Origin of the sequence: Micromonospora sp. KC606, assembly GCF_004348675.1 — a bacterium.
Lineage (GTDB): Bacteria > Actinomycetota > Actinomycetes > Mycobacteriales > Micromonosporaceae > Micromonospora.
This window is the reverse complement of sequence record NZ_SMKN01000007.1, coordinates 36310-49825: the sequence shown is the minus strand read 5'-3', so window position 1 is coordinate 49825 and position 13516 is coordinate 36310. Positions and strand designations below refer to the sequence as shown.

At 71.8% G+C, this 13516-nt stretch carries 14 protein-coding genes and 1 pseudogene; 12 read left to right on the top strand and 3 right to left on the bottom strand.

Features of this window, described 5'->3' with window-relative positions; translation table 11 throughout:
* Positions 1–193: 193 nt before the first annotated feature.
* From E1193_RS03210 to E1193_RS03200, 3 genes are all read left to right on the top strand, one after another.
* Complete coding sequence (locus E1193_RS03210) at positions 194–706, top strand: HIT domain-containing protein (protein WP_132180131.1); 513 nt, start codon at positions 194–196, stop codon at positions 704–706.
* A gap of 186 nt (positions 707–892) precedes the next feature.
* Entirely contained in the window at positions 893–1528 is a 636-nt protein-coding gene (locus tag E1193_RS03205) for a hypothetical protein (protein WP_132180066.1), read from the top strand.
* Positions 1529–1752: 224 nt separating this feature from the next.
* Entirely contained in the window at positions 1753–2811 is a 1059-nt protein-coding gene (locus tag E1193_RS03200) for an aldo/keto reductase (protein ID WP_132180064.1), read from the top strand.
* Positions 2812–2851: 40 nt separating this feature from the next.
* On the opposite strand, the gene E1193_RS03195 is transcribed toward E1193_RS03200, so the two are convergent.
* Positions 2852–5014: an elongation factor G-like protein EF-G2 gene (locus E1193_RS03195; RefSeq protein WP_132180063.1), complete on the bottom strand. Its 2163-nt coding sequence runs from the start codon at positions 5012–5014 to the stop codon at positions 2852–2854.
* 251 nt (positions 5015–5265) lie between these two features.
* Here E1193_RS03195 and pgsA point away from each other — a divergent pair, with 251 nt between their 5' ends.
* The 7 genes from pgsA (at position 5266) to E1193_RS03160 (ending at position 11396) form a co-directional block, all read left to right on the top strand.
* A complete protein-coding gene (gene pgsA / locus E1193_RS03190; protein WP_132180061.1) occupies positions 5266–5886 on the top strand; it encodes a phosphatidylinositol phosphate synthase in 621 nt (206 codons plus the stop codon).
* Positions 5883–6836, top strand: a complete 954-nt coding sequence (locus E1193_RS03185; protein ID WP_132180059.1) for a phosphatidylinositol mannoside acyltransferase — start codon at positions 5883–5885, stop codon at positions 6834–6836. The genes pgsA and E1193_RS03185 overlap by 4 nt, the downstream gene beginning before the upstream one ends.
* Positions 6837–6892: 56 nt before the next feature.
* Complete coding sequence (locus E1193_RS03180; protein ID WP_132180057.1) at positions 6893–8062, top strand: glycosyltransferase family 4 protein; 1170 nt, start codon at positions 6893–6895, stop codon at positions 8060–8062.
* The gene (locus E1193_RS03175; protein ID WP_132180055.1) at positions 8059–8565 is read left to right on the top strand and encodes a hypothetical protein; all 507 of its coding nucleotides are present in this window, start codon (positions 8059–8061) and stop codon (positions 8563–8565) included. The genes E1193_RS03180 and E1193_RS03175 overlap by 4 nt, the downstream gene beginning before the upstream one ends.
* 178 nt (positions 8566–8743) lie before the next feature.
* A complete protein-coding gene (pdxS, locus tag E1193_RS03170) occupies positions 8744–9661 on the top strand; it encodes a pyridoxal 5'-phosphate synthase lyase subunit PdxS (RefSeq protein WP_132180053.1) in 918 nt (305 codons plus the stop codon).
* Between the two features lie 88 nt (positions 9662–9749).
* The gene (gene pdxT / locus E1193_RS03165; protein ID WP_132180051.1) at positions 9750–10358 is read left to right on the top strand and encodes a pyridoxal 5'-phosphate synthase glutaminase subunit PdxT; all 609 of its coding nucleotides are present in this window, start codon (positions 9750–9752) and stop codon (positions 10356–10358) included.
* Between the two features lie 288 nt (positions 10359–10646).
* Positions 10647–11396, top strand: coding sequence for a YebC/PmpR family DNA-binding transcriptional regulator (locus E1193_RS03160; RefSeq protein WP_132180049.1), 750 nt, complete (start codon positions 10647–10649; stop codon positions 11394–11396).
* A gap of 53 nt (positions 11397–11449) precedes the next feature.
* On the opposite strand, the pseudogene E1193_RS32830 reads toward E1193_RS03160, so the two are convergent.
* Both E1193_RS32830 and E1193_RS03150 read right to left on the bottom strand, forming a co-directional pair.
* Positions 11450–11693, bottom strand: a pseudogene (locus E1193_RS32830) (hypothetical protein).
* A complete protein-coding gene (locus E1193_RS03150) occupies positions 11690–11935 on the bottom strand; it encodes a hypothetical protein (RefSeq protein WP_132180047.1) in 246 nt (81 codons plus the stop codon). The pseudogene E1193_RS32830 and the gene E1193_RS03150 overlap by 4 nt, the downstream one beginning before the upstream one ends.
* Before the next feature lie 404 nt (positions 11936–12339).
* Here E1193_RS03150 and E1193_RS03145 point away from each other — a divergent pair, with 404 nt between their 5' ends.
* Positions 12340–13206, top strand: a complete 867-nt coding sequence (locus tag E1193_RS03145) for a helix-turn-helix transcriptional regulator (protein ID WP_132180045.1) — start codon at positions 12340–12342, stop codon at positions 13204–13206.
* Complete coding sequence (locus E1193_RS03140) at positions 13199–13396, top strand: DUF397 domain-containing protein (RefSeq protein ID WP_132180043.1); 198 nt, start codon at positions 13199–13201, stop codon at positions 13394–13396. Before E1193_RS03145 ends, E1193_RS03140 begins: the two co-directional genes overlap by 8 nt.
* The last annotated feature ends 120 nt before the right edge of the window (positions 13397–13516 follow it).

Sequence of the window (13516 nt, the reverse complement as noted above, 5' to 3'; positions counted from 1 at the left end):
TCAGGGGCGGAGTCTCGACCCGGGAACCGGCCTCGGACCGCCCGCAGCTGACCGCGCGGGATGCCGCCCGGCTCACCTCCGGCGCCTGGCCGGTGCGGCTGGCTGGAACCCGGTGCGGTGACCGTAGGATCGGCGTGTGACTGGGGCGGCGCGGCACTCTGACGACGGCGGGAGCACCACCGGAGACGTCGGCCTGGCGGACGGGTTGGAGCGACTCTGGACGCCGCACCGGATGACCTACGTCTCGGGCGAGGACCGCCCCGCAGGTGGCTACGAGAAGGCTGCCGGCTGCCCGTTCTGCCTCGCCCCCGGCCTGCCCGTCGAGCGCAGCCTGGTCGTCGCGCGGGGCGCGCACGTCTTCGCGGTGCTCAATCTCTACCCGTACAACCCGGGTCATCTGTTGGTCTGTCCGTACCGACACGTCGCCGACTACACCGACCTGGACGCCGAGGAGACCGGCGAACTGGCGGTGTTCACCCAGACGGCGATGCGGGTGATCCGGAAGGTGAGCAACGCGCACGGGTTCAACCTGGGCATGAACCAGGGCGGCGTGGCCGGCGCCGGCATCGCCGCGCACCTGCACCAGCACGTGGTGCCGCGGTGGGGCGGCGACGCCAACTTCATGCCGGTGATCGGCCGGACGAAGGTCCTGCCGCAACTGCTCACCGACACCCGCCACCTCCTCGCCGGGTCCTGGCCAGCCTGACCGGGGCGGTGACGGACCACGGCTGCCTGGTGGTCGCCCCGGCACAGGCCAGCGAGACCACCGCCGCCGCCGGCCTGCGCCGGGGTGGCCACTTCGTGGCGGGACGGTCGGTCGCGTGGGCCGAAGCGGCTGGGCCTGGCCCGACCTCCGGGTCTGCGCCGCAAGGACACCTCTACGATCTTGGGCATGGCCCTGTTGCATCGCGCGGAACTGCGTCCCAGCAAACTCGAACTCCTGGCGGCCTGGTTACCCGGGCAGGGCTGGTTCGACAGCGGACCACCGGCCGAGGTGACCCGAGTGGCGGCGTACCGGTTCGACGACCCGGCTGGCGCGGTCGGCGTCGAGACGCTGCTGGTCCGGGTCGGCGACGGCTCGGTGCACCAGGTCCCGCTCACCTACCGCGGTGCGCCGCTGGATGGCGCCGACGACCGACTGGTCGGCACCGTCCACCACTCCGTGCTCGGCCCGCGCTGGGTGTACGACGCCTGCGGCGACCCGGTCTACCCGGTGGTCCTGACCGCCGCGATCCTCGGCGGCGCCGCGCAGGCACAGGAGTTCTTCGAGGTCGACGGCGTGCGAGAGTACCGCGCACCGAACATGGAGATCACCAGCAGCGCCGCCGACCGGACAGACCCGCCCACCGTGGCCGGGCCGCTGCGGGTGACGGACAGCGACCCGACGCTGATCGTCACCGATACCGTCGAGCTGGCCGTCGTTCGCCGGCTCGGTGCTGGCGCCGTGCGGCCAGGCGCCGCCACCCTGGCCGGGACCTGGCCGGGGCAGCCGACACCGGTGCCACTGGCGTACGCCGTTCCTCGCTGAGCTGTGTCGCCGGCGGCCGAACCGTCGGCGCGGTCCTGACGGACGCGCATGTCGGCCCGGCGGGGGTGCCGGGGTGCGGTGGGGCGGCGTCGCCCCGCCGCCCGGCCCTCCGGTCAGGGTGCGGCCTGGATCACCCGGGTTCTCCGCTCACCGTGGCATATGGCCGTTTGCACGCTCGGTGACGTTCTTGCCCCTGTGGGTCCGGAGGATGGCAGGATTCGACGGTGGCAGTTGCGACGCGGACGTTGGGCCGCAGCGGCATCGAGGTCAGCGCGCTCGGCATGGGGTGCTGGGCGATCGGCGGCCCCTGGGCGGAGGGCACCCGCCCGTTGGGCTGGGGTCGGGTCGACGACGAGGAGTCGGTGCGGGCGGTCCGCCGCGCCCTCGACCTCGGGGTGACGCTTTTCGACACCGCCGACGCGTACGGGGCCGGGCACGGCGAGCGAGTTCTCGGCTGGGCGTTGGCGGGCCGGCGCGACGAGGCGGTGATCGCCACGAAGTGGGGGTACACCTTCGACGAGCGGAGCCGGCAGGCCACCGGTGAGGACGCCTCACCGGCGTACCTGCGCCGGGCGGTGGTCGACTCGCTGCGCCGGCTGGACACCGACCGGATCGACCTGTACCAGCTGCACCTGGGTGATCTGCCGCTGGTTCGGGTGGAGGCGTTGGTCGGCACGTGTGAGGACCTGGTGACCGAGGGGCTGATCCGGTCGTACGGCTGGAGCACCGACCGGGCAGACTGGGCCGGGGCGTTCGCCGAGGCGGCGCCGCGCGCCACCGCCGTGCAGCACGACCTGTCGGTGCTCCGGGACACTCCGACCATGCTGGCGGTCTGCGACAAGCACGACCTGGCGAGCGTCAACCGAGGGCCGCTCGGCATGGGGCTGCTCACCGGCAAGTACACCACCGAGTCGACGTTGCCCCGCGACGACGTGCGCGGCCTTGCCCCGACCTGGCTGGAGTGGTTCCGGGGCGGCCGGCCGGCGCCGGAGTGGCTGCGCCGGGTCAGGGCGGTGCGCGGCGCGCTCACCGCCGACGGTCGGACCCTGGCCCAGGGGGCGCTGGGCTGGCTCTGGGCGCGCAGCGGCCGGACTGTCCCGATCCCCGGCTGCCGGACCGTCGCGCAGGTCGAGGAGAACGCCGCCGCGTTGCGGCTCGGCCCGCTCGCCCCGGACCACTTCGTCGAGGTGGAGCGGCAACTCGCGGGGTTGCGCGCGGCGGCCCTGCGCGACGCCGACCGTCCGTACTGGCCGATGCCGCCGGTTCCCGCCGTCCGCCCGTGAGTCGTGTCGCCCACGCCCGGCGTCGACCGGCCGCGGCGGGTCAGGCGCGGGTGGTGTGCTCCTTGCGGATCTGCTCGGCCAGGTGGGTGGGCATCGGGTCGTACCGGACGAAGGCGCGGCGGAAGGTGCCGGTCCCGGAGGTGATCGAGCGCAGTTCGATGGCGTAGCGGAGCAGTTCGGTGGCGGGCACCTCGGCGCGGATCAGGGTGCGCCCCTCGGTGTCCGGGTCCGGTTCGGTGCCGAGCACCCGGCCGCGCCGGCCGGACAGGTCGCCCAGCACCGCGCCGACCGAGCCGTCGGGCACCCGGACGACCACCTCGTCCACCGGCTCCAGCAGCGTCGGCTGCCCCCGCTCGGCGGCGTCGCGCAGGGCCAGCGCGCCCGCGGTCTGGAAGGCCGCGTCGGAGGAGTCGACACTGTGCGCCTTGCCGTCGACGAGGGTCACCCGCAGGTCTACCAGCGGGTAACCGGCGACCAGGCCGCGTTCCATCTGCGCCCGCACGCCCTTCTCCACCGACGGGATGTACTGGTGCGGGACGGCCCCGCCGACCACCCGGTCGACGAACTCGAAGCCGGCGCCGCGCGACAGCGGCGTCACCTCGATGTCGCAGACGGCGTACTGGCCGTGGCCGCCGGACTGCTTGACGTGCCGGCCGTGCCCGGTGGCGGCGACCGTGAGGGTCTCGCGCAGCGCCACCCGTACCGGCTCGGTGTCCAGCTCCACCCCGCCGGTACGCAGCCGGTCCAGCACGACGTCGGCGTGCGCCTCGCCCATGCACCAGAGCACCAGCTGGCGGGTCTCCGGGTTGCGTTCCAGGCGCAGGGTCGGGTCGCCGGCCACCAGCCGGCCCAGGTTGCGGGCCAGGGCGTCCTCGTCGGCCCGGCTGCGGGCCACGACCGCCACCGGCAGCAGCGGTTCGGGCATCTCCCACGGGGCGACCAGCAGCGGATCGTCCTTGGCGGAGAAGGTGTCGCCGGTCTCCGCGCTGCCCGACTTGGTGATCGCGCAGATGTCGCCCGCGACGGCCGCCGGCACCTCCCGCAGCGTCGCCCCGAGCGGGCTGTAGACGTGCCCGACCCGCTCGTCGGCGTCGTGGTCGGGGTGCCCCCGTTCGGCCATGCCGTGCCCCGAGACGTGCACCACCTGATCGGGGCGGAGCGTGCCGGAGAAGACCCGGACCAGGGAGACCCGGCCGACGTGCCGGTCGACGGTGGTCTTGACGACCTCGGCGACCAGCGGGCCGTCCGGGTCGCAGGCCAGTGGCGGGCGCGGGGAGCCGTCGACGCCGGTGACCGGCGGCAGCTGGTGCTCCAGCGGTGACGGGAAGGCGGCGACCAGGCCGTCGAGCAGCACGTCGAGGCCGACGCCGGTCTGGGCGCAGACCGGCACCACCGGGTAGAAGTGACCCCGGGCGACGGCCTTCTCCAGGTCGGTGATCAGCACCTCGGTGTCGATCTCCTCGCCGTCGAGGTAGCGGTCCATGAGGGTCTCGTCCTCGCTCTCGGCGATGATCCCCTCGATCAGCTCGTTGCGGGCCTCCACAATGGCCGGCAGGTGCTCCGGGTCCGGTTCGCGCACCGTGGCGGGCAGGCCCCCGGAGTAGTCGAAGACCCGCCGGGTGACCAGCCCCATCAGGCCGGCCACCGACTCGCCGTCGTCGCCCAGCATCGGTAGGTGGAGCGGCAGCACGTTGTCGCCGAAGACCCGCTGGCACAGCGCCACCGCCTCGTCGAAGTCCGCGCGCGGGTGGTCCAACCGGGAGACCGCCACGGCGCGCGGCATGTCGACCGCCGCACACTCCTCCCACAGGGCGGCGGTGGACAGGTCCATGCCGTCGACGGCGGAGACCACGAAGAGCGCGGCGTCGGCGGCGCGCAGGCCGGCGCGCAGCTCGCCGACGAAGTCGCCGTATCCCGGGGTGTCCAGGAGGTTGACCTTCACGCCGGAGTGGACCAGCGGGGCGCAGGCCAGGCTCACCGAGCGCTGCTGGCGGACCGCCGCCGGATCGTGGTCGCAGACCGTCGTGCCGTCGGTGATCGTGCCGGCGCGGCCGATCGTGCCGCTGGCCGCCAGCAGCGCCTCGACCAGGGTCGTCTTACCCGCCCCGGAGTGCCCCACGAGCACCACGTTGCGAACCCTGCCGGGCTCGGTCACCACCGGCGCGCCGCCGGTGACACCCTTCTCCTGGTTCTTCTGCGCCATCGCGGCGCACCTCCCTCACGGTGGTTGGTGGCGACCGCCGCGCACGACGGGAAACGGGCCCGTGGCGGGCGCCGCGGCGATATCCTCCGGTGCTCTGCCCGACGACGAATCTTCAGCCGGTGCGGTCGGTGAGGTGGCTCACCCCCACACCCGATCTCACACCCGTTGCCGACCCGACACAAGCCTGTGCCACGCGGGTCGGACGACCGGCCGTATCGCGGCCTGCTGCCGGCCGTTATCGTGGGATCGCCATGGCGAAGATCTTCCAAGTGACGGCCCGCGCGGGGATGACCCGAGTCGTGGAGCCGGTCGCGCGCGGCCTGCTCCGCGTGGGCGTGTCCCCCAACGTGGTCACCGTGACCGGCACCGTCGGTGTGCTCGTCGGCGCGCTCGGCTTCGGCGCCCGGGGTGAGCTGGTCGCCGGTGCCCTGATCGTCACGGTCTTCGCGCTCACCGACCTGCTCGACGGGACGATGGCCCGGATGAGCGGTGGCTCCACCCGGTTCGGCGCGTTCCTCGACTCGTCGATGGACCGCATCGCCGACAGCGCCGTGTTCGGCGCGGTCGCGTACTGGCTGGCCACCGAGGGCAACCACTCGGGGGTGGCCGCCGCGCTGCTCTGCCTGGCAGCCGGTGGCCTGGTCTCCTACGTCAAGGCCCGCGCCGAGGGCCTCGGCATGACGTGCGACGTGGGTATCGCCGAGCGCACCGAACGGCTGCTCATCGTCGGGGTGGGCGGTTTGCTCACCGGCCTCGGCGTCGACCGGGCCCTGGAGGTCGCGCTCTGGCTGCTCGCCGCGGTCTCGATCTTCACGGTCGGCCAGCGGATGGTCCACGTGTACCGGCTGGCCCAGCGGGTCGGCCAGGAGTGAATCTCACCGAGCTCGGCTACGTCGCCGGCTGGCGCCTGGTCCGCGCGTTGCCCCGGTCCGTCGTGGCCGCGGTGTTCCGGGCGGGCGCCGACCGCGCCTACCGCGCCGGCGGCGGGGGTACGGCCCGACTGCGCGCCAACCTGCGCCGGGTGGTCGGCCCGGAGCTGCCCGAGGCCGAGCTGGACGACCTGGTCCGGCGTGGCCTGCGCTCGTACGCCCGGTACTGGATGGAAGCGTTCCGGCTGCCCGCGCTGACCCGCGACGAGATCCTCGCCGGGTTCCGGCTGGACCCGGAGGGCACCGACCGGCTCGCCGACGACGTGGCCGCCGGTCGGGGCGCGGTGGTGGCGCTGCCGCACGCGGGCAACTGGGACGCGGCCGGCGCCTGGGTGGCCGCCACCGGCTGGCCGATCACCACCGTCGCCGAGCGGCTGCGGCCCGAGGGCCTCTACGAGCGGTTCCTCGCCTTCCGGCAGGGGCTGGGCATGGAGATCCTGCCGACCAGCGGCGGCCCGCGTCCCGCCTTCGACGTGCTGGTGGACCGGCTGCGCGCCGGCGCGGTGGTGCCGTTGCTGGCCGACCGGGACCTCTCGGCCCGGGGCGTCGAGGTCGACTTCTTCGGTGGGCGGACCAGGATGCCGGGGGGCCCGGCGCTGCTGGCCATCCGCACCGGCGCTCCGCTCTACGTCGCCTCGCTGTGGTTCGAGCCGGACACCGCGTGCGCCTCGATCGAGGGCCCGCTGCCGCTGCCCGACCCGGGTTCCGCGCCGCTGGACGAGCGGGTCCGCGTGCTGACCCAGCGAATTGCCGACAGTCTGGCGGCGGGTATCGCCCGGCATCCGGAAGACTGGCACATGTTGCAGCGGATGTGGCTGGACCAGCGGGGCACGGGCGGCGAGACGTCGCCGCCCGCCCGGCCACCGGACAGACCTGACGGGAAGGCCCAGTGAGCGCGAGGAGCGCAGCGCAGCGGAGCCCCGCAGTCGTGAACGAGAGGCGTTGACGCGTGCGGATCGGCATCGTGTGCCCGTACTCCTTCGACGTCCCCGGCGGGGTGCAGAACCATGTCATGGATCTCGCCGAGGCGCTGATCGGGCTCGGCCACGAGGTGAGTGTGCTCGCGCCGGCCGACGAGGACTCCCCGCTGCCGCCGTACGTGGTGTCGGCGGGACGGGCGGTGCCGCTGCCGTACAACGGCTCGGTTGCCCGGATCGCCTTCGGCCCGGTCTCCACCGCCCGGGTACGCCGGTGGATCACTCGGGGCGACTTCGACGTGCTGCACGTGCACGAGCCGCTGACGTTGAGCCTGTCGATGCTCGCCGTGCTCTCCGCCCGGGGCCCGGTGGTGGCGACCTTCCACACCGCGATGACCCGGTCCCGGGTGCTGGCCGCAGCGCAGGGCGTCCTGCAGATCGTGCTGGAGCGCATCACCGCCCGCATCGCGGTCAGCGCGCTGGCCCGCAAGGTGCAGGTCGAGCACATGGACGGCGGTGCGGTGGAGATCCCCAACGGGGTGGCCGTGGCCAAGTTCGCCGGGGTGCCGCCGCTGCCGGGCTGGCCGGGGGAGTGCGTGCCGGGCAGCGGCGGCACGATCGGTTTTCTCGGCCGGTTCACCGAGCCCCGCAAGGGTTTCCCGATCCTGCGGGACGCGTTCGTGGCGCTGGCGCCGTACCGGCCGGGGCTGCGGCTGCTGGTGGCGGGCCCGGGCGAGCCCGACGACCTTTTCGGCCGGTTCCCGGCCGAGCTGCGCGATCGGGTCACCTTCCTCGGCATGGTCTCCGAGGCCGACAAGACCCGGATGCTGCGCAGCCTGCACCTGTACGTCGCGCCGAACACGGGCGGGGAGTCCTTCGGGATGATCCTCACCGAGGCTCTGGCGGCGGGCACCACCGTGGTCGCCAGTGACCTCGACGCGTTCCGCCGCGTGCTGGACGGGGGGCGGGCCGGCCGGCTCTTCGCGACGGGCGATCCGGCGGCGCTGCGGGACGCCCTGGTTGAGCTGCTCGACGACGCCGACCAGCGGGCGGCGTTGACCGCCTGCGGCGACCAGGTGGTCGCCCACTACGACTGGCCGATGGTCGCGCGGCGGGTCGTGGAGGTGTACGCCGCCGCCATCGAGGCAACCGACGGCCGGGTCATCGACCAGGAGTGGGCCGGACTGGGCGGCGCGGTGTGAACTCGACGGCGTGGTGGGTGCTGGGCGCCGCGGTCCTGGTCGCGCTGGTCGCCGCGTACCTGGCCTGGACGGCCGGCCGGGTGCAGCGGCTGCACGCGCGGGCCGAGTCGGCGGCCCGGGCGCTCGACGCCCACCTGCTGCGCCGCGCGGCAGCCGCCGCGGTGCTGGCGGAGCAGCGCTACGGCGTCGAGCTGTACGCGGCGGCGCGGATCGCCCTGGATGCCGCCCCGGAGGAGCGCGAGGCCGCCGAGAACGACCTCACCCGGCAGTTGCGCGCGGTGGAGCTGGATCCCGCCGACCCGGCCTGCGAGGCGGTGATCGCCGCGAGCCGGCGGCTGGCGCTGGCCCGGCAGGTGCACACCGATCTGGTCCGGGACGCCCGGGCTGCCCGCAGCAGGCCGCTGGTGCGGTTGTTGCGGATGGGCCGGGGGCACGAGTGGCCGCGCTACTTCGACGTCGACGACCCCACCCTCACCGTTCCCGGCGAGGCGCCCACGGGGTGAGGGGCACGGTGTGCCTGGTCGTCCCGGATGACCGTTCCGCCGCGGTCGGTCTGCGCGGCGCGGGTGATGACGGCCACAGTGCAGGCCACCGTGGGCCTGATTGGCTGTCGGGCCGGCGTTGACCCCGACGTAGCATCAGTCGTAGCCACCCCCGAGCACGTCCGAGGAGCGATGACCCGTGCCCGAAACCACCTCCCCGAACAACAGCGCCACTCCGGTCGTCGGCACCGCCCGCGTCAAGCGCGGCATGGCCGAGATGCTCAAGGGCGGCGTGATCATGGACGTGGTCACCCCCGAGCAGGCCAAGATCGCTGAGGACGCCGGCGCGGTCGCCGTCATGGCGCTGGAGCGCGTGCCCGCCGACATCCGCGCGCAGGGCGGCGTGTCCCGGATGAGCGACCCGGACATGATCGACGGCATCATCGAGGCCGTCTCCATCCCGGTCATGGCCAAGGTGCGCATCGGCCACTTCGTCGAGGCGCAGATCCTCCAGTCACTCGGCGTCGACTACATCGACGAGTCCGAGGTGCTGACCCCCGCCGACTACGCCAACCACATCGACAAGTGGGCGTACACGGTCCCCTTCGTCTGCGGCGCGACCAACCTCGGCGAGGCGCTGCGCCGGATCACCGAGGGGGCCGCCATGATCCGTTCCAAGGGCGAGGCCGGCACCGGTGACGTCTCCAACGCCACCACCCACATGCGCAGCATCCGGCAGGAGATCCGCCGGCTGCAGTCGCTGCCGACCGACGAGCTGTTCGTCGCGGCCAAGGAGCTTCAGGCGCCGTACGAGCTGGTCAAGGAGGTGGCCGAGACCGGCAAGCTGCCGGTGGTGCTGTTCACCGCCGGCGGCATCGCCACCCCGGCTGACGCGGCGATGATGATGCAGCTCGGCGCCGAGGGCGTCTTCGTCGGCTCCGGCATCTTCAAGTCCGGCAACCCGGCCCAGCGCGCCGCCGCGATCGTCAAGGCCACCACCTTCCACGACGACCCGGACGTGCTGGCCAAGGTCTCCCGGGGCCTGGGTGAGGCGATGGTCGGCATCAACGTCGACGAGATCGCGCAGCCGCACCGGCTGGCCGAGCGCGGCTGGTGAGTCCGGCGGGGCGCGTCACCGGCGTGCCCCGCGCCCGCCGCCGGGTTCAGGTGGCGGGACGACGACACGACGAAGGAGTCACGACGCGATGAGCGACACGCCCGTCATCGGGGTGCTCGCCCTCCAGGGTGACGTCCGCGAGCACGTCGCGGCCCTGGCCGGCGCCGGGGCGGACGCCCGCCCGGTGCGTCGGCCGGCGGAGCTGGACGCGGTCGACGGGCTGGTGATTCCCGGCGGGGAGTCCACCACCATCAGCAAGCTCGCCGACATCTTCGAGATGCGCGAGCCGATCGACAAGCGGATCGCCGGCGGCATGCCGGTCTACGGGTCCTGCGCCGGCATGATCATGCTGGCTGCCCAGGTTCTGGACGGCCGGCCCGACCAGCGCGGCTTCGCCGGCATCGAGATGACGGTGCGGCGCAACGCATTCGGCCGGCAGGTCGACTCGTTCGAGGCCCCGGTGCGCGTCGCGGGGGTCGAGGGGGAGCCGTTCCACGCGGTGTTCATCCGGGCGCCGTGGGTGGAGCGGGTCGGCGACGGCGTCGAGGTGCTCGGCCGGGTCGACGACGGCCCGGCCGCCGGCCGGATCGTCGCGGTCCGGCAGGGCAACCTGGTGGCCACCTCGTTCCACCCGGAACTCACCGGCGACCTGCGGCTGCACCGCTGGTTCGTGGACCTGGTCCGCGCCGCGGCCTGAGCATCTGGTCCGCGCCGCGGCAAAAGCCGTCGCCGCCGTGCGGCTCTCTGGCGTACGGCTGCCGGCCGGGCATTCGTCCCGTCTGCCCGGTACGGTCAGCCGGGGCCCGGCGGCCACGTGCGGTGCGTGACAGCCGTCGGCGGGACATCGGTAGGATTGCCGAGATTCGGCAGGCCTTCTGCCCGCCACGGCTTCCGCCAGAGCTGACCGGCCCACCGCGTGCGCCGGCGGGAGTGGGGCGCGTGCGGTGCGGTCGACGCGGACGACGGGTAACGACGGAGGTAACAGATGTCCGGCCACTCAAAGTGGGCGACCACCAAGCACAAGAAGGCCGTCATCGACGCCAAGCGCGGCAAGATGTTCGCCAAGCTGATCAAGAACGTCGAGGTGGCGGCGCGGACCGGTGGCGGCGACCCGGCCGGTAACCCGACCCTCTTCGACGCCATCCAGAAGGCCAAGAAGAACTCGGTCCCGAACGACAACATCGACCGCGCGGTCAAGCGGGGCTCCGGCCTGGAGGCCGGCGGCGCCGACTACCAGACCATCATGTACGAGGGGTACGGCCCGAACGGCGTCGCGCTGCTCATCGAGTGTCTGACCGACAACCGCAACCGCGCCGCGACCGAGGTGCGCACCGCGCTGACCCGCAACGGCGGATCGTTCGCCGACGCCGGCTCGGTGTCGTACATGTTCTCCCGCAAGGGCGTGGTGATCGTCCCCAAGGCCGGCACCACCGAGGACGACGTGATGATGGCGGTCCTGGACGCCGGCGCCGAGGAGGTCAACGATCTCGGCGAGGCGTACGAGGTGGTCTCCGAGCCGGGCGACCTGATCGCCGTCCGTACCGCGTTGCAGGACGCCGGCATCGAGTACGAGTCCGCCGAGTCCTCCCTCATCCCCAGCGTCACCGTGCCGCTGGACGAGGAGGGCGCGCGCAAGATCTTCAAGCTGATCGACGTCCTGGAGGACAGCGACGACGTGCAGAACGTCTACGCGAACTTCGACGTGTCCGACGAGGTCATGGCCGCGGTCGGCTGACGTTGCCTGTGCAAAAGGCCCTACCTCGGGCAGAGGTAGGGCCTTTGTCGCGTTCATGTCGATGATTCCTTCTGGTGCCTGTTCTGCCGAGGGATGACGCGAAGCCTCCTGAGCCCTTCCCGCTGGACGTATATCTCCCGTCGCTCGGTGGCGTCCCCCGCCGCGTTCAGCTCGTAGCCGTCGAGCCAGATCCACCACCAGATCGAGAACGCGGATGAGCCGGAAGTAGAGCGGCTTCACGAACTGCGGTGACGCCTGACGCGTCACGTAGAACAGTTCCCCGGCGTGGAACTTCACCGCAGACGCCCCACGTTCTCCACGCCGTCTCGAGCCGGAGGGTTGGCGCGTATCGCCCCGACCCGGATCAGGGCATCCCGCTCCCGCCACGGGCTTCCGTCCGGGCGTAGCTCGATGCCGAACAGGCGTACCCATTCCAGGGAGAGCAGGTCCGCGTTGCTCGGGACGTGAGTGACCTTGAGCCGTAGCACGACGTCGCCATACACGTAGTCCCACGGCTGGACCGTCAGGACGTCCCCCACTCCTATCAGGGGCCACCGGGGAGCCGGAACCGTGCCGCAGTCACCCACGGCAGTTCCTTCGCAGGTCGCCAGGGGTCACGACCGGCGTCAGCACAGTCGGTTGGTTCCGGCCCGCCGCCCGGTCCGGGTGCGGTCCGTACGCCCTGCCCTGGTGCCCCTATCGGGGACGCCTCACGACGTCGACCGGCTCGTTGCGACGCTGAAACCACTTCCACCGATACATAAGACCCCTTTCGTGATCATCGGTCAGCTTCTCTACCTGTCACGATTCGGCAGAGTCGGTGCCCCGTGCAACACTCCACACGAGACGTTCGCGGAGAGATGCGCTTTCCGTGTGATGATGCAAGAGCTGTCTCACGGCAAGCGGGATGCCGCATCAGGATGAGACAGGGAGGATGGTGCCGATGAGCGAGGCGGGATCGACGGTGCCGAGGCGTGAACTTGGCCGGCTGCTGAGGCAGGCCAGGGAGCAGGCCGGCATCGGGTTGGAGGCGGCGGCGTCTGATCTTGAGTGGTCGCGCGCCAAGATGTACCGCATCGAGTCGGGTCAGACTCCCGTCCGTGCTCTGGACGTGGAGCAGATGTGCCGGCTGTATGGCGCTCCACCTGACATGACGGAAGTCCTTGTCAGTCTCGCCAGGGAGTCCAAAAGCAAAGGCTGGTATCACGCTTATGGTGAGGTGATCCCCCGGTGGTTCGAGTTGTACGTGGGTTTGGAGGCGGCAGCCAGCCGAATCCGCACCTACGAGCACGCATTGGTGCCTGGGCTGCTCCAAACGCCGGAGTATGCGGCCACGCTTGCGCGTAGTCGGCCCGGTACCGCCAGCGCGGAAATAAGCAAACAGGTTGCCCTACGGATGGAGCGCCAACGCATACTGAGTCGCTACCTTCCGGCGGCACCAAGCTTGGAGGCCATCATTGAAGAGGGATTGCTTCACAAGAGAATGCCGGAGATGCCGGGACAGGTGGAACGGCTCATTGCGGCTACTCAGGAACCGAACGTAAGCATCCGTGTCGTGCCGTCCAGCAAGACGCATGCTCACTTTGCCGTGGCCGGCAGTTTCGTCATTCTGGAATTCCCAAACAAGGGAGCAAGGTCGGCAGAGCCGACCACTGTTTACAAAGAAGGGCTGACCGGAGCCCTCTATCTGGATCGTACCGAAGAGGTGCGCAACTACGCAGAAGCGTGGACGGCTCTGGCCGGCAACGCGCTTACCGAGGACGAGTCTCGGGAACTGCTAATGGAGATCAAGGAGAAAACTTATGCATGACCTGACTAACGCCCGTTGGCGCAAGAGCACCCGCAGTGGAGGCCAGGGCAATTGTGTCGAGGTGGCGGACAATCTGCCTGGCGTGGTCGGCATCCGTGACAGCAAGGACGTTAAGGGGCCGGCCCTGGTGTTCGCTCCGCAGACCTGGCAGACCTTCATCGAGAGCGTACGGGCGGATGCCCTGAGCTGAGAACCTGAACTGTCCAGCGACGGAGCCTATATCGAGGGCCGTTGCGGATAGCGAAAGGGAGAGCCCTTGGAGGGCTCTCCCTTTCTCGTGCCACGTCCGAGGATGGTGAAGGGTCTGGGT

Bases quoted from the DNA above. Each gene is read 5' to 3' on its own strand.
- E1193_RS03205 (WP_132180066.1), top strand. From the start codon at position 893: ATGGCCCTGTTGCATCGCGCGGAACTGCGTCCCAGCAAACTCGAACTC.
- E1193_RS03195 (WP_132180063.1), bottom strand. From the start codon at position 5,014: ATGGCGCAGAAGAACCAGGAGAAGGGTGTCACCGGCGGCGCGCCGGTG.
- pgsA (WP_132180061.1), top strand. From the start codon at position 5,266: ATGGCGAAGATCTTCCAAGTGACGGCCCGCGCGGGGATGACCCGAGTC.
- pdxT (WP_132180051.1), top strand. From the start codon at position 9,750: ATGAGCGACACGCCCGTCATCGGGGTGCTCGCCCTCCAGGGTGACGTC.
- E1193_RS03160 (WP_132180049.1), top strand. From the start codon at position 10,647: ATGTCCGGCCACTCAAAGTGGGCGACCACCAAGCACAAGAAGGCCGTC.
- E1193_RS03145 (WP_132180045.1), top strand. From the start codon at position 12,340: ATGAGCGAGGCGGGATCGACGGTGCCGAGGCGTGAACTTGGCCGGCTG.
- E1193_RS03140 (WP_132180043.1), top strand. From the start codon at position 13,199: ATGCATGACCTGACTAACGCCCGTTGGCGCAAGAGCACCCGCAGTGGA.